This window comes from Escherichia sp. E13S3 (assembly GCF_004212325.1).
GTDB lineage: Bacteria > Pseudomonadota > Gammaproteobacteria > Enterobacterales > Enterobacteriaceae > Escherichia.
In genome coordinates this window covers 118306-137905 of sequence record NZ_RHJR01000003.1, presented here as the reverse complement: position 1 = coordinate 137905, position 19600 = coordinate 118306, and the positions used below count along the sequence as shown (strand labels likewise).

Genomic DNA, 19600 nt, shown 5'->3' with positions numbered 1-19600 from the left:
TTAGAGCGCCTCGCTTCGGGCATAAAAAAACCCGCGCAATGGCGCGGGTTGTTTTTGACTGCGTGCTGGCTTAATGCTGGATGCCGCTCACTCGTCTACCGCGCAAAGTAGATGCGTTTAGTAGTAGTAGACCGATAAAGCGAACGATGTGAGTCATTAAATCAGCTCCAGATGAATGCGATATGCTTTTAGAGTTACTGGATACAAAAACGGATGTCAACCCTGTAGTAAGAAAAGCGGCTTTTCAGCGGTAATTTTGCATGTATCAAATTAGCTAATTGTGCTGTGTATACATAAACCAACAATATTAATTTCTGTCAGCCAGATCACACTTTTCATTAATTGACATACTTCAGCATAATTTATTGCATTTAATCAATAAGTGCTATGCATATAGATAGTATCAATTACCTAACCCATCCTGATGATTTTTCTGTAATTATTTATTTGATGAATGTTTAATTATTGATGAGGCTTATATTATTGATAAGTTAATAAGGAAGATATGGGTGATTAATATATAAATTTTTAATTAAAGTGGCGATTTTATACATATCACGGATGATTGAGCATTCATGGTGGTTATGATTATATTGTTTGTGTGACAAAAACATTATAGATAATCATGCTGTGGTGGGTGACTCTCTGCGCGGCGGTGGGTTTTGTTTTAAACAGAACTCTTATCTTTATGTTTTCCTAATTTTACTCATTTTCCTTTTTCTTATTTTATATGTATGGTAAATCATATTTTTCAGGATTATTTTTTTTCTGCATTCCGGTAAGGAAAAGGGAGTTAAGTGTGACAGTGGAGTTAAGTATGCCAGAGGTAAAAACAGATCATCCAGAACCAGCAGATTTTAGTAAGCCACAGCTGCGCATGGTCGATCTAAACTTATTAACTGTTTTCGATGCCGTGATGCAGGAGCAGAATATTACTCGTGCCGCTCATGTTCTGGGAATGTCGCAACCTGCGGTCAGTAACGCTGTTGCACGCCTGAAAGTGATGTTTAATGACGAGTTGTTTGTTCGTTATGGTCGTGGCATTCAGCCGACCGCTCGCGCATTTCAACTTTTTGGTTCTGTGCGCCAGGCGCTGCAATTAGTGCAAAACGAATTACCAGGTTCAGGTTTTGAGCCAGCCAGTAGCGAGCGGGTATTCCATCTCTGTGTTTGCAGCCCGTTAGACAGCATTCTGACCTCGCAGATTTATAATCACATTGAGCAGATTGCGCCAAATATACATGTTATGTTCAAGTCTTCATTAAATCAGAACACTGAACATCAGTTGCGCTATCAGGAAACGGAGTTCGTTATAAGTTATGAAGATTTCCACCGCCCTGAATTTACCAGTGTGCCGTTATTTAAAGATGAAATGGTGCTGGTAGCCAGTAAGAACCATCCGCATATTAAGGGTCCATTACTGAAACATGATGTTTATAACGAACAACATGCGGCGGTTTCGCTCGATCGTTTCGCCTCATTTAGTCAACCGTGGTACGACACAGTAGATAAGCAAGCCAGTATTGCTTATCAGGGCATGGCAATGATGAGCGTCCTTAGCGTGGTGTCGCAAACTCACCTGGTCGCTATTGCGCCTCGTTGGCTGGCTGAAGAGTTCGCCGAATCTTTAGAATTACAGATATTGCCGCTGCCATTAAAACAGAATAGCAGAACCTGTTATCTCTCCTGGCATGAAGCTGCCGGGCGCGATAAAGGCCATCAGTGGATGGAAGAGCAATTAATTTCTATATGTAAACGCTAAACAAAAGCAGAATAAATCAGGCATTCCTTTCTGGTTTATTCTGCTTTTTTTATTAAATGCAGAATTTTGTTCTAAATGCATGTGCGCCAGATTTCATGAATAATAAAAAAATAGAGAAATTGCTGTAAGTAGCCGAATCTAGCCAATTTATTATCAATTTACGCCTTCATTCTGGAGTATTTTATCGTTTCTTTTCTCCTTTCCTCCTGTTTATTCTTATTTCTTCACGTTTGTGACTCTGTCTGCCAATTGCTTAAGCAAGATCGGACGGTTAATGTGTTTTACACATTTTTTCCGCCAAACAGTGAGGCAGGCCATGGAGATGTTGTCTGGAGCCGAGATGGTCGTCCGATCGCTTATCGATCAGGGCGTTAAACAAGTATTCGGTTATCCCGGAGGCGCGGTCCTTGATATTTACGATGCATTGCATACCGTGGGGGGTATCGATCACGTATTAGTTCGTCATGAGCAAGCGGCTGTGCATATGGCCGATGGCCTGGCACGTGCAACCGGGGAAGTGGGGGTTGTGCTGGTGACGTCGGGTCCTGGGGCGACTAACGCGATTACTGGTATCGCTACTGCTTATATGGACTCCATTCCCTTGGTTGTCCTTTCTGGTCAGGTAGCGACCTCGCTGATAGGCTACGATGCCTTTCAGGAGTGCGACATGGTGGGAATTTCCCGCCCGGTGGTCAAACACAGTTTCCTGGTTAAGCAAACGGAAGACATTCCTCAGGTGCTGAAAAAGGCATTCTGGCTGGCGGCAAGTGGTCGTCCTGGGCCAGTGGTGGTTGATTTACCGAAAGATATTCTTAATCCGGCGAACAAATTACCCTACGTTTGGCCGGAGTCGGTCAGTATGCGCTCTTATAACCCGACAACACTGGGTCATAAGGGGCAGATTAAACGCGCATTGCAGACACTGGCGGCAGCGAAAAAACCGGTAGTTTACGTTGGCGGCGGCGCCGTGACTGCGAGTTGCCATCAACAACTCAAACAGATTATTGAGCAGCTTAATCTTCCCGTCGTCTCTTCATTAATGGGGCTGGGGGCGTTTCCGGCAACGCATCGTCAGGCGCTGGGGATGCTGGGAATGCACGGCACCTACGAAGCCAATATGACCATGCATAATGCCGATGTTATTTTTGCGGTCGGCGTGCGCTTTGACGATCGCACCACTAACAATCTGGCCAAGTACTGCCCGAATGCAACGGTTTTACATATTGATATCGATCCTACGTCGATCTCAAAAACCGTTACCGCCGACATTCCGATCGTTGGTGACGCGCGGTTGGTGCTGGATCAAATGCTGGAGTTGCTGGCACAAGAAACGGCTCACCAACCGTTGGATGAAATTCGTGACTGGTGGCAACAGATTGAACAGTGGCGCGCTCGCCAGTGCCTTAAATACGACACTCAGAGCGAAAAGATTAAACCGCAAGCGGTGATCGAGACACTCTGGCGACTGACGAAAGGCGATGCATATGTCACGTCCGACGTCGGGCAGCACCAGATGTTCGCCGCGCTTTATTATCCTTTCGACAAACCGCGCCGCTGGATCAATTCCGGTGGCCTCGGCACTATGGGCTTTGGTTTGCCTGCGGCGCTGGGTGTCAAAATGGCATTGCCAGAAGAAACCGTGGTCTGTGTCACTGGCGACGGCAGCATTCAGATGAACATTCAGGAACTGTCTACCGCTTTGCAATATGAACTGCCGGTGCTGGTGGTGAATCTCAATAACCGCTATCTGGGGATGGTGAAGCAGTGGCAGGACATGATCTATTCCGGCCGCCATTCACAATCTTATATGCAGTCGCTACCGGATTTCGTTCGTCTGGCGGAAGCCTATGGCCATGTTGGGATCCAGATCTCTCATCCGCAAGAGCTGGAAAACAAACTTAGCGAGGCACTGGAACAGGTCCGCAATAATCGCCTGGTGTTTGTTGATGTCACTGTTGATGGCAGCGAGCACGTCTACCCGATGCAGATTCGTGGCGGCGGAATGGATGAAATGTGGTTAAGCAAAACGGAGAGAACCTGATTATGCGCCGGATATTATCCGTATTACTCGAAAATGAATCAGGCGCGTTATCCCGCGTGATCGGCCTCTTTTCCCAACGGGGCTATAACATTGAAAGCCTGACCGTTGCGCCAACCGACGATCCGACATTATCGCGTATGACTATCCAGACCGTGGGCGATGAAAAAGTGTTGGAGCAGATTGAAAAGCAATTACACAAGCTGGTCGATGTGCTGCGTGTTAGCGAACTGGGGCAGGGGGCGCATGTTGAGCGGGAAATCATGCTGGTGAAAATTCAGGCCAGTGGCTACGGACGTGACGAAGTGAAGCGCAATACGGAAATATTCCGTGGGCAAATCATTGATGTCACGCCATCGCTTTATACCGTTCAATTGGCGGGAACCAGCGATAAGCTTGATGCATTTTTAGCATCGATTCGCGATGTGGCGAAAATTGTGGAGGTCGCTCGTTCCGGTGTAGTAGGACTTTCGCGCGGCGATAAAATAATGCGTTGAGAATGATCTCAATGCGCAATTTACAGCCCAACATGTCACGTTGGGCTTTTTTTGCGAATTCAGTGGGAACCTGGAATAAAAGCAGTTGCCGCAGTTAATTTTCTGCGCTTAGATGTTAATGAATTTAACCCATGCCAGTACAATGGGTATGGTTTTTACATTTTACTCAAGGGGCAATTGTGAAACTGGATGAAATCGCTCGGCTGGCGGGAGTGTCGCGGACCACTGCAAGCTATGTTATTAACGGCAAAGCGAAGCAATACCGTGTGAGCGACAAAACCGTTGAAAAAGTCATGGCAGTGGTGCGTGAGCACAATTACCACCCAAATGCCGTGGCTGCTGGGCTTCGTGCTGGACGCACACGTTCGATTGGTCTTGTGATCCCCGATCTGGAGAACACAAGTTACACCCGTATCGCTAATTATCTTGAACGTCAGGCGCGGCAACGGGGCTATCAACTACTGATTGCCTGCTCAGAAGATCAGCCAGACAACGAAATGCGCTGTATTGAGCATCTTTTGCAGCGTCAGGTCGATGCCATCATTGTTTCGACGTCGCTGCCGCCGGAGCATCCTTTTTATCAACGCTGGGCTAACGACCCGTTCCCGATTGTCGCGCTGGACCGCGCCCTCGATCGTGAACACTTCACCAGCGTTGTGGGTGCCGACCAGGATGATGCAGAAATGCTGGCCGAAGAGTTACGTAAGTTTCCTGCTGAGACGGTGCTTTATCTTGGCGCGTTGCCGGAGCTTTCTGTCAGCTTCCTGCGCGAGCAGGGTTTCCGTACCGCCTGGAAAGATGATCCACGCGAAGTGCATTTCCTTTATGCCAACAGTTATGAGCGAGAAACCGCTGCCCAGTTGTTCGAAAAATGGTTGGAAACGCATCCGATGCCGCAGGCGCTGTTCACCACCTCATTTGCGTTGTTGCAAGGCGTTATGGATGTCACGCTGCGCCGCGATGGCAAACTGCCTTCTGATTTGGCAATTGCGACCTTTGGTGACAACGAATTGCTCGACTTCTTACAGTGTCCGGTATTGGCGGTAGCCCAGCGTCATCGCGACGTTGCGGAACGCGTACTGGAGATTGTGCTCGCCAGTCTGGACGAGCCGCGCAAACCAAAACCAGGCTTAACACGCATTAAACGTAATCTTTATCGTCGTGGTGTACTAAGCCGTAGATAAACATTACGGAAAGATGCGCCAGTGGATTTTACCTCTGGCGCATTGAGTACGTAATTGGACATCGATATCCATAATGTAAATAAGACTATTCTGGACAATTATCCATAAGCCCTCCTGAATATCCTGCCAATTAACTCCATTCGCTGCGCTGAATGATAATTAACTCGTAACGGTAGATTGCAATTGCATTATTTTGTTACAAGCAAATCGGCAATTGCCGATTAAACAAACACTTTTCTAAACTTTTGTCCAAAGTCGCTGGCATCAGGCATGGCGCACGTGCAACAGGGACTGTTATCCGGGGGAGATATGTCCTAAAATGCCGCTCGCGTCGCAAACTGACACTTTATATTTCCATTAAGGAAAATCGAGTCGTTTTTAAAACGGTAATGATGAATGGGATTTTTTCTTACAACTATTCATGACGTTAATTTGCTTCGTTTGTTGGGCGATTTTTAAACAATGCAGATATTAGCCGTAAACATTGGGTTTTTTGCTTCGGTAAGGAATGTTCCTGGCTTGACAAGCTTTTCCTCCGCTCCGTAAACTCCTTTTAGTGGGAATTTGTGGGATAAAGTGGTAATCGGGGGGAGACTGGCATGTTCCGGGGAGCAACGTTAGTCAATCTCGACAGTAAAGGGCGCTTATCGGTGCCTACCCGTTATCGGGAAGAACTGCTCGGGAGCGCTGCCGGTCAAATGGTGTGTACCATTGACATTCATCACCCGTGCCTGCTGCTTTACCCCCTTCCTGAATGGGAAATTATCGAGCACAAATTATCGCGTCTTTCGAGCATGAACCCTGTTGAACGTCGTGTTCAACGCCTTCTGTTAGGGCATGCCAGTGAGTGTCAGCTGGATAGCGCAGGCCGATTATTAATCGCGCCTGTGTTGCGGCAGCATGCCGGGCTGACGAAAGAAGTGATGCTGGTCGGGCAGTTCAATAAGTTTGAACTGTGGGATGAAACGACCTGGCATCAACAGGTCAGGGAAGATATCGACGCTGAACAGTCTGTTACCGAAAACTTGTCGGAGCGACTGCAGGACTTGTCTCTATAAAATGATGGAAAACTATAAACATACCACGGTACTGCTGGACGAAGCCGTAAATGGCCTCAATATCCGTCCTGACGGTATCTACATTGATGGAACTTTTGGTCGCGGTGGTCACTCACGTCTGATTCTTTCGCAACTTGGCGAAACGGGACGCTTGTTGGCAATCGATCGCGACCCGCAGGCTATTGCCGTCGCGAAGACTATTGATGATCCGCGCTTCTCCATCATTCATGGACCTTTCTCTGCGCTGGGCGAATATGTCGCCGAACGCGATCTTATCGGCAAGATCGACGGCATTCTGCTCGATCTTGGCGTCTCTTCACCGCAACTCGATGATGCTGAACGCGGTTTTTCCTTCATGCGCGATGGCCCGTTGGACATGCGTATGGACCCGACGCGCGGTCAGTCTGCCGCCGAATGGCTACAAACCGCAGAAGAATCCGATATTGCCTGGGTATTAAAAACCTATGGCGAAGAGCGTTTTGCTAAACGTATTGCACGCGCCATTGTCGAGCGTAACCGCGAACAGCCGATGACCCGCACTAAAGAACTGGCAGAAGTCGTTGCTGCCGCAACGCCGGTGAAAGACAAATTCAAACATCCCGCGACCCGTACCTTCCAGGCGGTGCGCATTTGGGTGAACAGTGAACTGGAGGAGATAGAGCAGGCGCTAAAAAGCTCGCTTAACGTGCTGGCCCCAGGTGGGCGGCTTTCGATCATCAGTTTTCATTCGCTGGAAGATCGTATTGTGAAACGCTTTATGCGTGAAAACAGTCGCGGTCCACAAGTTCCGGCAGGGTTACCGATGACTGAAGAGCAGCTCAAAAAACTGGGTGGCCGTCAGTTGCGAGCACTAGGTAAGTTGATGCCGGGCGAAGAAGAGGTGGCAGAGAACCCTCGTGCCCGTAGTTCAGTTCTGCGTATTGCAGAGAGGACGAACGCATGATCAGCAGAGTGACAGAAGCCCTCAGCAAAGTTAAAGGATCGATGGGAAGCCACGAGCGCCATGCCTTGCCTGGCGTTATCGGTGACGATCTTTTGCGGTTTGGGAAGCTGCCGCTCTGCCTGTTCATTTGCATTATTTTGACGGCGGTGACTGTGGTGACCACGGCGCACCATACCCGTTTGCTCACCGCTCAGCGCGAACAACTGGTGCTGGAGCGAGACGCTTTAGACATTGAATGGCGCAACCTCATTCTTGAAGAGAATGCGCTCGGCGACCATAGCCGGGTGGAACGGATCGCCACGGAGAAGCTGCAAATGCAGCATGTTGATCCATCACAAGAAAATATCGTAGTGCAAAAATAAGGATAAACGCGACGCATGAAAGCAGCGGCGAAAACGCAGAAACCAAAACGTCAGGAAGAACATGCCAACTTTATCAGTTGGCGTTTTGCGTTGTTATGCGGCTGTATTTTATTGGCACTGGCTTTCCTGCTGGGGCGCGTTGCCTGGTTGCAGGTAATCTCCCCGGATATGCTGGTGAAAGAGGGCGACATGCGCTCTCTTCGCGTTCAGCAAGTCTCCACCTCCCGCGGCATGATTACCGACCGTTCTGGTCGCCCGTTAGCAGTAAGTGTGCCAGTAAAAGCGATCTGGGCCGACCCGAAAGAAGTGCATGAAGCCGGTGGCATCAGCGTCGGCGACCGTTGGAAGGCGCTGGCTAACGCGCTCAATATTCCGCTGGATCAACTTTCCGCCCGCATTAATGCTAACCCGAAAGGGCGCTTTATCTATCTGGCGCGTCAGGTTAACCCTGACATGGCTGAATACATCAAAAAACTGAAGCTGCCGGGGATTCATCTGCGCGAAGAATCTCGCCGTTACTACCCGTCTGGCGAAGTGACCGCTCACCTCATTGGCTTTACCAACGTCGATAGCCAGGGGATTGAGGGCGTCGAGAAAAGTTTTGATAAATGGCTTACCGGGCAACCGGGCGAACGTATTGTGCGTAAAGACCGCTATGGCCGTGTAATCGAAGATATTTCTTCTACCGACAGCCAGGCGGCGCACAACCTGGCGTTGAGTATTGATGAACGCCTGCAGGCGCTGGTTTATCGCGAACTGAACAACGCCGTGGCCTTTAACAAGGCTGAATCCGGCAGCGCCGTGCTGGTGGATGTCAACACCGGCGAAGTGCTGGCGATGGCCAACAGCCCGTCTTACAACCCCAACAATCTGAGTGGCACGCCAAAAGAGGCGATGCGTAACCGTACCATTACCGACGTGTTTGAACCGGGCTCTACTGTCAAACCGATGGTGGTGATGACCGCGTTGCAACGTGGTGTGGTGCGGGAAAACTCGGTGCTTAATACCGTTCCTTATCGAATTAACGGCCACGAAATTAAAGACGTGGCGCGCTATAGCGAATTAACCCTGACCGGGGTATTACAGAAGTCGAGTAACGTCGGTGTTTCCAAGCTGGCGTTAGCGATGCCGTCCTCAGCGTTAGTAGATACTTACTCACGTTTTGGGTTGGGAAAAGCGACCAATTTGGGGTTGGTCGGAGAACGCAGTGGCTTATATCCTCAAAAACAACGGTGGTCTGACATAGAGAGGGCCACCTTCTCTTTCGGCTACGGGCTAATGGTAACACCGTTACAGTTAGCGCGAGTCTACGCAACCATCGGCAGCTATGGCATCTATCGCCCGCTGTCGATTACCAAGGTTGACCCCCCGGTTCCTGGTGAACGTGTCTTCCCGGAATCCATTGTCCGCACTGTGGTGCATATGATGGAAAGCGTGGCACTACCGGGCGGCGGTGGCGTGAAGGCGGCGATTAAAGGCTATCGTATCGCCATTAAAACCGGTACCGCGAAAAAGGTCGGGCCGGATGGTCGCTACATCAATAAATATATTGCTTATACCGCAGGCGTTGCGCCTGCGAGTCAGCCGCGCTTCGCGCTGGTTGTTGTTATCAACGATCCGCAGGCGGGTAAATACTACGGCGGCGCCGTTTCCGCGCCGGTCTTTGGTGCCATCATGGGCGGCGTATTGCGCACCATGAACATCGAACCGGATGCGCTGACAACGGGTGATAAAAACGAATTTGTGATTAATCAAGGCGAGGGGACAGGTGGCAGATCGTAATTTGCGCGACCTTCTTGCTCCGTGGGTGCCAAACGCACCTTCGCGAGCACTGCGAGAGATGACACTCGACAGCCGTGTGGCTGCGTCGGGCGATCTTTTTGTAGCTGTAGTAGGTCATCAGGCGGACGGGCGTCGATATATCCCGCAGGCGATAGCGCAAGGTGTGGCTGCCATTATTGCAGAGGCGAAAGATGAGGCGACCGATGGTGAAATCCGTGAAATGCACGGCGTACCGGTCATCTATCTCAGCCAGCTCAATGAGCGTTTATCAGCGCTGGCGGGCCGCTTTTACCATGAACCCTCTGACAATTTACGTCTCGTGGGCGTAACGGGTACCAACGGCAAAACCACCACTACCCAGCTTCTGGCGCAGTGGAGTCAGTTGCTTGGTGAAACCAGCGCGGTGATGGGTACCGTAGGTAACGGCCTGCTGGGTAAAGTTATTCCGACGGAAAACACGACCGGTTCGGCAGTCGACGTTCAGCATGAGCTGGCGGGGCTGGTGGATCAGGGCGCGACTTTTTGCGCAATGGAAGTTTCCTCCCATGGGCTGGTACAACACCGTGTGGCAGCATTGAAATTTGCGGCGTCGGTCTTTACCAACTTAAGCCGCGATCACCTTGATTATCACGGTGATATGGAACATTACGAAGCCGCAAAATGGCTGCTTTATTCTGAACATCATTGCGGTCAGGCGATAGTCAACGCCGATGACGAAGTAGGCCGTCGCTGGCTGGCAAAACTGCCGGATGCAATTGCGGTGTCGATGGAAGACCATATCAATCTGAACTGTCATGGCCGCTGGTTGAAAGCGACCAACGTGAACTATCACGACAGCGGCGCAACCATTCGCTTTAGTTCAAGCTGGGGCGATGGGGAAATTGAAAGCCATCTGATGGGCGCTTTTAACGTCAGCAACCTGCTGCTCGCGCTGGCGACGCTGCTGGCACTGGGGTATCCGCTGGCTGACCTGCTGAAAACCGCCGCGCGTCTGCAACCGGTTTGCGGACGTATGGAAGTGTTTACTGCACCGGGCAAACCGACGGTGGTTGTGGATTACGCTCACACCCCGGATGCACTGGAAAAAGCCTTGCAGGCTGCACGTCTTCACTGTGCAGGCAAGCTGTGGTGCGTCTTCGGCTGTGGCGGCGATCGTGATAAAGGCAAGCGTCCACTGATGGGGGCGATTGCTGAAGAGTTTGCTGACGTGGCGGTAGTAACTGACGATAACCCGCGTACCGAAGAACCGCGCGCCATCATCAACGATATTCTGGCGGGAATGTTAGATGCCGGACATGCCAAAGTGATGGAAGGCCGCGCCGAAGCGGTGACTTGCGCCGTTATGCAGGCTAAAGAGAACGATGTGGTGCTTGTCGCGGGCAAAGGCCATGAAGATTACCAGATTGTTGGCAATCAGCGCCTGGATTACTCCGATCGCGTCACGGTGGCGCGTTTGCTGGGGGTGATCGCATGATTAGCGTAACCCTTAGCCAACTTACCGATATTCTCAACGGTGAACTAAAAGGGGCAGATATTACCCTGGATGCCGTAACCACTGACACGCGAAAACTGACGCCGGGCTGCCTGTTTGTTGCCCTGAAAGGCGAACGTTTCGATGCCCACGATTTTGCCGACCAGGCGAAAGCTGGCGGTGCAGGTGCATTACTGGTCAGCCGTCCACTGGATATCGACCTGCCGCAGTTAATCGTTAAAGACACGCGTCTGGCATTTGGTGAACTGGCTGCATGGGTTCGCCAGCAAGTTCCGGCGCGCGTGGTTGCTCTGACCGGTTCCTCCGGTAAAACCTCCGTTAAAGAGATGACGGCGGCGATTTTAAGCCAGTGCGGCAACACGCTTTATACGGCAGGCAATCTCAACAACGACATCGGCGTGCCAATGACGCTGCTGCGCTTAACGCCGGAATACGATTACGCAGTTATCGAACTTGGCGCGAACCATCAGGGCGAAATTGCCTGGACCGTTAGCCTGACTCGCCCAGAAGCGGCGCTGGTCAACAACCTGGCGGCGGCGCATCTGGAAGGTTTCGGTTCTTTGGCTGGCGTGGCAAAAGCGAAAGGCGAAATCTTTACCGGCCTGCCGGAAAACGGTATCGCCATTATGAATGCCGACAACAACGACTGGCTGAACTGGCAGAGCGTAATTGGCTCACGCAAAGTGTGGCGTTTCTCACCCAATGCCGCCAACAGCGATTTCACCGCCACCAATATCCATGTGACTTCGCACGGTACGGAATTTACGCTACAAACCCCAACGGGTAGCGTCGATGTTCTGCTGCCGTTGCCCGGGCGTCACAATATTGCGAATGCGCTGGCAGCCGCCGCGCTCTCCATGTCCGTGGGCGCAACGCTTGATGCTATCAAAGCGGGGCTGGCAAATCTGAAAGCCGTTCCCGGGCGTCTGTTCCCCATTCAACTGGCGGAAAACCAGTTGTTGCTCGACGACTCCTACAACGCCAATGTCGGTTCAATGACCGCAGCAGTCCAGGTTCTGGCTGAAATGCCTGGCTACCGCGTGCTGGTGGTGGGCGATATGGCGGAACTGGGCGCTGAAAGCGAAGCCTGCCATGTACAGGTGGGCGAAGCGGCGAAGGCGGCTGGTATTGACCGCGTGTTAAGCGTGGGTAAACAAAGCCATGCTATCAGCACCGCCAGCGGCGTTGGCGAACATTTTGCTGATAAATCCGCGTTAATTGCGCGTCTTAAATCACTGATTGCAGAGCAACAGGTGATTACGATTTTAGTTAAGGGTTCACGTAGTGCCGCCATGGAAGAGGTGGTACGCGCTTTACAGGAGAATGGGACATGCTAGTTTGGCTGGCCGAACATTTGGTCAAATATTATTCCGGCTTTAACGTCTTTTCCTATCTGACGTTTCGCGCCATCGTCAGCCTGCTGACCGCGCTGTTCATCTCATTGTGGATGGGCCCGCGTATGATTGCCCATTTGCAAAAACTCTCCTTTGGTCAGGTCGTTCGTAACGATGGCCCGGAATCGCACTTTAGTAAGCGCGGTACGCCGACCATGGGCGGGATAATGATCCTGACGGCGATTGTGATCTCCGTACTGCTGTGGGCTTACCCCTCCAACCCGTACGTCTGGTGCGTACTTGTGGTGCTGGTGGGTTACGGCATCATTGGTTTTGTCGACGACTATCGCAAAGTGGTGCGTAAAGACACCAAAGGCCTGATTGCGCGCTGGAAGTATTTCTGGATGTCGGTGATCGCGCTGGGCGTCGCCTTTGCGCTGTATCTTGCCGGGAAAGACACGCCAGCAACGCAGCTGGTGGTGCCGTTCTTTAAAGATGTGATGCCGCAGCTGGGGCTGTTCTACATCCTGCTGGCTTACTTCGTCATTGTGGGTACCGGTAACGCGGTAAACCTGACCGATGGCCTCGACGGGCTGGCGATTATGCCGACCGTATTTGTCGCCGGTGGTTTTGCGCTGGTGGCGTGGGCAACTGGCAACATGAACTTTGCCAGCTACTTGCATATACCGTATCTGCGGCACGCCGGGGAACTGGTTATTGTTTGCACCGCGATAGTCGGGGCAGGGCTGGGCTTCCTGTGGTTTAACACCTATCCGGCGCAGGTCTTTATGGGCGATGTCGGTTCGTTGGCATTAGGTGGTGCTTTAGGCATTATCGCCGTACTGCTGCGTCAGGAATTCCTGCTGGTGATTATGGGCGGTGTGTTTGTGGTTGAAACCCTGTCGGTTATTTTGCAGGTCGGTTCCTTTAAACTGCGCGGGCAACGTATTTTCCGCATGGCGCCGATTCATCACCACTATGAACTGAAAGGTTGGCCGGAACCGCGCGTCATTGTGCGCTTCTGGATTATTTCGCTGATGCTGGTCCTGATTGGTCTGGCAACGCTGAAGGTACGTTAATCATGGCTGATTACCAGGGTAAAAATGTCGTTATTATCGGCCTGGGCCTCACCGGGCTTTCCTGTGTGGACTTTTTCCTTGCTCGCGGCGTGACGCCGCGCGTTATGGATACACGTATGACACCGCCTGGCCTGGATAAATTACCCGAAGCGGTGGAACGTCACACTGGCGGTCTTAATGACGAGTGGCTGATGGCAGCCGATCTGATCGTCGCCAGCCCCGGTATTGCGCTGGCGCATCCATCTTTAAGCGCCGCTGCCGATGCCGGAATTGAAATTGTTGGCGATATCGAACTGTTCTGCCGCGAAGCGCAGGCACCGATTGTGGCGATCACTGGCTCTAACGGCAAAAGCACTGTCACCACTTTAGTGGGCGAAATGGCGAAAGCAGCAGGTGTTAACGTCGGCGTGGGGGGCAACATTGGCCTGCCTGCGTTGATGTTGCTGGATGCCGAGTGCGAACTGTACGTGCTGGAACTGTCGAGCTTCCAGCTGGAAACCACCTCCAGCTTACAGGCGGTGGCGGCGACCATTCTGAATGTGACTGAAGATCATATGGATCGCTATCCGTTTGGATTGCAGCAATATCGTGCGGCAAAACTGCGCATTTACGAAAATGCGAAAGTTTGTGTCGTCAATGCCGATGATGCCTTAACGATGCCGATTCGCGGTGCGGATGAACGTTGCGTCAGCTTTGGCGTCAACATGGGTGACTACCACCTGAATCATCAGCAGGGCGAAACCTGGCTGCGTGTGAAAGGCGAGAAAGTGTTGAACGTGAAAGAGATGAAACTTTCCGGGCAACATAACTATACCAATGCGCTGGCAGCGCTGGCGCTGGCTGATGCCGCAGGGTTACCGCGCGCCAGCAGCCTGAAAGCGTTAACCACGTTCACTGGTCTGCCGCATCGTTTTGAAGTGGTGCTGGAGCATAACGGCGTGCGCTGGATTAACGATTCGAAAGCCACCAACGTCGGGAGTACAGAGGCGGCGCTGAACGGCTTGCAGGTAGACGGTACGCTGCATTTATTGCTGGGCGGTGATGGCAAATCGGCGGATTTCAGTCCACTGGCGCGCTATCTGAATGGCGACAACGTGCGTTTGTACTGTTTTGGTCGTGATGGCGCCCAGTTAGCGGCACTGCGCCCGGAAGTGGCAGAGCAAACCGAAACCATGGAGCAGGCGATGCTCTTGCTGGCGCCACGCGTGCAGCCAGGGGATATGGTGCTGTTGTCACCAGCCTGTGCCAGCCTCGATCAGTTCAAGAACTTTGAACAACGGGGCAATGAGTTCGCCCGTCTGGCGAAGGAGTTAGGTTGATGCGTTTATCTCTCCCTCGCCTGAAAATGCCGCGCCTGCCAGGACTCAGTATCCTGGTCTGGATCTCCACGGCGCTTAAAGGCTGGGTGATGGGCTCGCGGGAAAAAGATACCGACAGCCTGATCATGTACGATCGCACCTTGCTTTGGCTGACCTTCGGCCTCGCGGCGATCGGCTTTATCATGGTGACTTCGGCGTCAATGCCCATTGGGCAGCGCTTAACCAACGATCCGTTTTTCTTCGCGAAGCGTGATGGCGTCTATCTGATCCTGGCGTTCATTCTGGCGATCATTACGCTGCGTCTGCCGATGGAGTTCTGGCAACGTTACAGCGCCACGATGCTGCTTGGATCAATCATCCTGCTGATGATCGTGCTGGTGGTAGGTAGCTCAGTTAAAGGGGCATCACGTTGGATCGATCTCGGCCTGCTGCGTATTCAGCCTGCGGAGCTGACCAAGCTGTCGCTGTTTTGTTACATCGCCAACTATCTGGTGCGCAAAGGCGACGAAGTACGTAACAACCTGCGCGGCTTCCTGAAACCGATGGGCGTAATTCTGGTGCTTGCAGTGTTACTGCTGGCACAGCCAGACCTTGGTACGGTGGTGGTGCTGTTTGTGACTACGCTGGCGATGTTGTTCCTGGCGGGGGCAAAATTGTGGCAGTTCATTGCCATTATCGGCATGGGGATTTCAGCGGTCGTGCTGCTGATCCTCGCCGAACCGTACCGTATCCGCCGTGTTACTGCGTTCTGGAACCCGTGGGAAGATCCCTTCGGTAGCGGCTATCAGTTAACGCAATCCCTGATGGCCTTTGGTCGTGGCGAATTGTGGGGGCAAGGTTTAGGCAATTCGGTACAAAAACTGGAGTATCTGCCAGAAGCTCACACTGACTTCATTTTCGCCATAATCGGCGAAGAACTGGGGTATATCGGTGTGGTGCTGGCGCTTTTAATGGTATTCTTCGTCGCTTTTCGCGCGATGTCGATTGGCCGTAAAGCGTTAGAAATTGACCACCGTTTTTCCGGTTTTCTCGCCTGTTCAATTGGTATCTGGTTTAGCTTCCAGGCGCTGGTTAACGTAGGCGCGGCAGCGGGGATGTTGCCAACTAAAGGTCTGACATTGCCGCTGATCAGTTACGGTGGTTCGAGCTTACTGATTATGTCGACAGCCATCATGATGCTGTTACGTATTGATTATGAAACACGTCTGGAGAAAGCGCAGGCGTTTGTACGAGGTTCTCGATGAGTGGTAAAGGGAAGCGATTAATGGTGATGGCAGGCGGTACTGGCGGGCATGTGTTCCCGGGACTGGCTGTTGCACACCATTTAATGGCCCAGGGGTGGCAAGTTCGCTGGCTGGGTACTGCCGATCGTATGGAAGCGGACTTAGTGCCGAAGCACGGTATCGAGATCGACTTTATTCGTATTTCTGGTCTGCGCGGCAAGGGTATTAAAGCGTTGCTCGCGGCTCCGCTGCGGATCTTTAACGCCTGGCGTCAGGCGCGGGCGATTATGAAAGCTTACAAGCCCGATGTGGTGCTCGGTATGGGCGGCTATGTTTCCGGGCCTGGTGGTCTGGCAGCATGGTCGTTAGGCATTCCGGTCGTACTTCACGAACAAAACGGCATTGCTGGCTTGACCAATAAATGGCTGGCGAAAATTGCTACCAAAGTCATGCAGGCGTTTCCGGGGGCTTTCCCTGATGCCGAAGTTGTTGGTAACCCGGTGCGTACTGATGTGCTGGCGCTGCCGTTGCCACAGCAGCGTATGGCTGGCCGTGAAGGTCCGGTTCGTGTTCTGGTGGTGGGTGGTTCCCAGGGAGCGCGCATCCTTAACCAGACAATGCCGCAGGTTGCAGCAAAGCTGGGTGATTCAGTCACTATCTGGCATCAGAGCGGCAAAGGTTCGCAACAAACCGTTGAACAGGCTTATGCCGAAGCGGGGCAACCGCAGCATAAAGTGACGGAATTTATTGATGATATGGCGGCGGCCTATGCGTGGGCGGATGTCGTCGTTTGCCGCTCTGGCGCGTTGACGGTGAGTGAAATCGCTGCGGCAGGGCTACCGGCGTTGTTTGTGCCGTTTCAACATAAAGACCGCCAACAGTACTGGAATGCGCTGCCGCTGGAAAAAGCAGGCGCAGCCAAAATTATCGAGCAGCCACAGCTTACTGTGGATGCCGTCGCCAACACCCTGGCCGGGTGGTCGCGAGAAACCTTATTAACCATGGCAGAACGCGCCCGAGCTGCATCCATTCCGGATGCCACCGAGCGAGTGGCAAATGAAGTGAGTCGGGCTGCCCGGGCGTAATCGTAGCGATGCCTTTTGCATCGTATGAATTTGAGAAGTTAATGGCGTAAAGAATGAATACACAACAATTGGCAAAACTGCGTTACATCGTGCCTGAAATGCGTCGCGTTCGGCACATACACTTTGTCGGCATCGGTGGTGCCGGTATGGGCGGTATTGCCGAAGTTCTGGCCAATGAAGGGTATCAGATCAGTGGTTCCGATTTAGCGCCAAACCCAGTCACGCAACAGTTAACGAATCTGGGAGCGACGATTTACTTCAATCATCGCCCGGAAAACGTGCGTGATGCCAGTGTGGTCGTCGTTTCCAGCGCGATTTCCGCCGATAACCCGGAAATTGTTGCCGCTCATGAGGCTCGTATTCCGGTTATTCGTCGTGCTGAAATGCTGGCTGAGTTAATGCGTTTTCGTCATGGTATCGCCATTGCCGGGACGCATGGCAAAACCACGACCACCGCGATGGTTTCCAGCATCTACGCAGAAGCGGGCCTCGACCCGACCTTCGTGAACGGTGGGCTGGTAAAAGCGGCGGGTGTTCATGCACGTTTAGGTCACGGTCGTTACCTGATTGCTGAAGCGGATGAAAGCGATGCGTCGTTCCTGCATCTGCAACCGATGGTAGCGATTGTCACTAATATCGAAGCCGACCATATGGATACCTACCAGGGCGACTTTGAGAATTTAAAACAGACCTTTATTAATTTTCTGCACAACTTGCCGTTTTACGGTCGTGCGGTGATGTGTGTTGACGATCCGGTAATTCGCGAATTGTTACCGTGTGTAGGCCGTCAAACCACCACTTATGGCTTCAGCGAAGATGCTGACGTGCGTGTGGAAGATTATCAGCAGATTGGCCCGCAGGGACACTTTACGCTGCTGCGTCAGGACAAAGAGCCAATGCGCGTTACACTGAATGCGCCAGGTCGTCACAATGCCCTGAATGCTGCCGCTGCCGTTGCGGTCGCCACGGAAGAGGGGATTGAAGACGAGGCTATTTTGCGTGCGCTGGAGAGTTTCCAGGGGACCGGACGCCGCTTTGATTTCCTTGGTGAATTTCCATTGGAACCCGTGAATGGTAAAAGCGGTACGGCAATGCTGGTTGATGACTATGGTCACCACCCGACCGAAGTGGACGCGACTATTAAAGCGGCGCGTGCAGGTTGGCCGGATAAAAACCTGGTGATGCTGTTTCAGCCACACCGTTTCACCCGTACGCGCGACCTGTATGACGATTTTGCCAATGTGCTAACTCAGGTGGATACCCTGCTGATGCTGGAAGTGTATCCGGCAGGCGAAGCGCCTATTCCGGGAGCGGACAGTCGTTCGTTGTGTCGTACAATCCGTGGCCGTGGGAAAATTGATCCGATTCTGGTGCCGGACCCGGCGCAGGTGGCTGAGATGTTAGCACCAGTATTAACTGGTAACGACCTGATTCTCGTTCAGGGGGCAGGAAATATCGGAAAAATTGCCCGATCTTTAGCTGAAATCAAACTGAAGCCGCAAACTACGGAGGAAGAACAACATGACTGATAAAATCGCGGTCCTGTTGGGCGGGACCTCCGCAGAGCGGGAAGTTTCTCTGAATTCTGGCGCGGCAGTGTTAGCTGGGCTGCGTGAAGGCGGTATTGACGCGTATCCTGTCGACCCAAAAGAAATCGACGTAACGCAACTGAAGTCGATGGGCTTTCAGAAAGTGTTTATCGCTCTGCACGGTCGCGGTGGTGAAGATGGCACGCTGCAGGGTATGCTCGAGCTGATGGGCTTGCCTTATACCGGCAGTGGAGTGATGGCATCTGCGCTTTCAATGGATAAACTACGCAGCAAACTGCTTTGGCAGGGCGCTGGTTTACCGGTAGCGCCGTGGGTAGCATTAACCCGCGCAGAGTTTGAAAAAGGCATTAGTGATAAGCAGTTAGCAGAAATTTCTGCCTTAGGTTTGCCGCTTATCGTCAAGCCGAGCCGCGAAGGTTCCAGTGTGGGAATGTCAAAAGTAGTAGCAGAAAATGCTCTGCAAGATGCATTAAGATTGGCATTTCAGCACGATGAAGAAGTTTTGATTGAAAAATGGCTAAGTGGGCCGGAGTTCACGGTTGCGATACTCGGTGAAGAAATTTTACCGTCAATACGTATTCAACCCGCTGGAACCTTCTATGATTATGAGGCGAAGTATCTCTCTGATGAGACACAGTATTTCTGCCCGGCAGGTTTAGAAGTGGCTCAAGAGGCAAATTTGCAGGCATTAGTGCTGAAAGCATGGACGACTTTAGGATGCAAAGGATGGGGGCGTATAGACGTCATGCTGGACAGTGATGGACAGTTTTATCTGCTGGAAGCTAATACCTCACCGGGTATGACCAGTCACAGTCTGGTGCCGATGGCGGCACGTCAGGCGGGTATGAGCTTCTCGCAGTTGGTAGTACGAATTCTGGAACTGGCGGACTAA

18 protein-coding genes are annotated in these 19600 nt (G+C 52.0%); 17 read left to right on the top strand and 1 reads right to left on the bottom strand.

What is annotated here, in order from left to right; translation table 11 throughout:
• Nucleotides 1-70: 70 nt before the first annotated feature.
• A complete protein-coding gene (leuL, locus tag D9597_RS03600) occupies nt 71-157 on the bottom strand; it encodes a leu operon leader peptide (protein ID WP_130221802.1) in 87 nt (28 codons plus the stop codon).
• A gap of 660 nt (nt 158-817) precedes the next feature.
• On the opposite strand from leuL, the gene leuO reads away from it, so the two are divergent.
• From leuO to ddlB, 17 genes are all read left to right on the top strand, one after another.
• Nucleotides 818-1762 carry a transcriptional regulator LeuO gene (gene leuO, locus D9597_RS03595; protein WP_130221635.1) on the top strand — a complete coding sequence of 315 codons (945 nt, stop codon included), beginning with the start codon at nt 818-820 and terminating at the stop codon, nt 1760-1762.
• 316 nt (nt 1763-2078) lie between these two features.
• On the top strand, nt 2079-3803 hold the full coding sequence (ilvI, locus tag D9597_RS03590) for an acetolactate synthase 3 large subunit (RefSeq protein ID WP_130204910.1): 1725 nt from the start codon (nt 2079-2081) through the stop codon (nt 3801-3803).
• Between the two features lie 2 nt (nt 3804-3805).
• The gene (gene ilvN, locus D9597_RS03585; RefSeq protein WP_001252744.1) at nt 3806-4297 is read left to right on the top strand and encodes an acetolactate synthase small subunit; all 492 of its coding nucleotides are present in this window, start codon (nt 3806-3808) and stop codon (nt 4295-4297) included.
• A gap of 11 nt (nt 4298-4308) precedes the next feature.
• On the top strand, nt 4309-4395 hold the full coding sequence (locus D9597_RS03580) for a hypothetical protein (RefSeq protein ID WP_032160836.1): 87 nt from the start codon (nt 4309-4311) through the stop codon (nt 4393-4395).
• An 81-nt stretch (nt 4396-4476) separates the two neighbouring features.
• Nucleotides 4477-5481 (top strand): catabolite repressor/activator, encoded by a 1005-nt coding sequence (gene cra, locus D9597_RS03575; RefSeq protein ID WP_064525210.1) that lies wholly within the window; start codon nt 4477-4479, stop codon nt 5479-5481.
• Between the two features lie 599 nt (nt 5482-6080).
• Nucleotides 6081-6539, top strand: a complete 459-nt coding sequence (gene mraZ, locus D9597_RS03570) for a division/cell wall cluster transcriptional repressor MraZ (protein WP_064525207.1) — start codon at nt 6081-6083, stop codon at nt 6537-6539.
• Nucleotide 6540: 1 nt separating this feature from the next.
• Complete coding sequence (gene rsmH, locus D9597_RS03565) at nt 6541-7482, top strand: 16S rRNA (cytosine(1402)-N(4))-methyltransferase RsmH (RefSeq protein WP_064525204.1); 942 nt, start codon at nt 6541-6543, stop codon at nt 7480-7482.
• A complete protein-coding gene (ftsL, locus tag D9597_RS03560) occupies nt 7479-7844 on the top strand; it encodes a cell division protein FtsL (RefSeq protein WP_000625658.1) in 366 nt (121 codons plus the stop codon). The genes rsmH and ftsL overlap by 4 nt, the downstream gene beginning before the upstream one ends.
• A 15-nt stretch (nt 7845-7859) precedes the next feature.
• Complete coding sequence (gene ftsI / locus D9597_RS03555; RefSeq protein ID WP_000642222.1) at nt 7860-9626, top strand: peptidoglycan glycosyltransferase FtsI; 1767 nt, start codon at nt 7860-7862, stop codon at nt 9624-9626.
• On the top strand, nt 9613-11100 hold the full coding sequence (murE, locus tag D9597_RS03550; protein WP_130221634.1) for a UDP-N-acetylmuramoyl-L-alanyl-D-glutamate--2,6-diaminopimelate ligase: 1488 nt from the start codon (nt 9613-9615) through the stop codon (nt 11098-11100). The genes ftsI and murE overlap by 14 nt, the downstream gene beginning before the upstream one ends.
• Nucleotides 11097-12455 (top strand): UDP-N-acetylmuramoyl-tripeptide--D-alanyl-D-alanine ligase, encoded by a 1359-nt coding sequence (murF, locus tag D9597_RS03545; RefSeq protein ID WP_130221633.1) that lies wholly within the window; start codon nt 11097-11099, stop codon nt 12453-12455. Before murE ends, murF begins: the two co-directional genes overlap by 4 nt.
• Complete coding sequence (gene mraY / locus D9597_RS03540) at nt 12449-13531, top strand: phospho-N-acetylmuramoyl-pentapeptide-transferase (RefSeq protein WP_000964122.1); 1083 nt, start codon at nt 12449-12451, stop codon at nt 13529-13531. Before murF ends, mraY begins: the two co-directional genes overlap by 7 nt.
• A 2-nt stretch (nt 13532-13533) precedes the next feature.
• Nucleotides 13534-14850, top strand: a complete 1317-nt coding sequence (gene murD, locus D9597_RS03535) for a UDP-N-acetylmuramoyl-L-alanine--D-glutamate ligase (RefSeq protein WP_130221632.1) — start codon at nt 13534-13536, stop codon at nt 14848-14850.
• Nucleotides 14850-16094, top strand: coding sequence for a cell division protein FtsW (ftsW, locus tag D9597_RS03530; RefSeq protein ID WP_130204918.1), 1245 nt, complete (start codon nt 14850-14852; stop codon nt 16092-16094). Before murD ends, ftsW begins: the two co-directional genes overlap by 1 nt.
• Entirely contained in the window at nt 16091-17158 is a 1068-nt protein-coding gene (gene murG / locus D9597_RS03525) for an undecaprenyldiphospho-muramoylpentapeptide beta-N-acetylglucosaminyltransferase (protein ID WP_130204920.1), read from the top strand. The genes ftsW and murG overlap by 4 nt, the downstream gene beginning before the upstream one ends.
• Nucleotides 17159-17211: 53 nt before the next feature.
• Nucleotides 17212-18687 (top strand): UDP-N-acetylmuramate--L-alanine ligase, encoded by a 1476-nt coding sequence (gene murC, locus D9597_RS03520; protein ID WP_130221631.1) that lies wholly within the window; start codon nt 17212-17214, stop codon nt 18685-18687.
• Entirely contained in the window at nt 18680-19600 is a 921-nt protein-coding gene (gene ddlB / locus D9597_RS03515) for a D-alanine--D-alanine ligase (RefSeq protein ID WP_130204924.1), read from the top strand. Before murC ends, ddlB begins: the two co-directional genes overlap by 8 nt.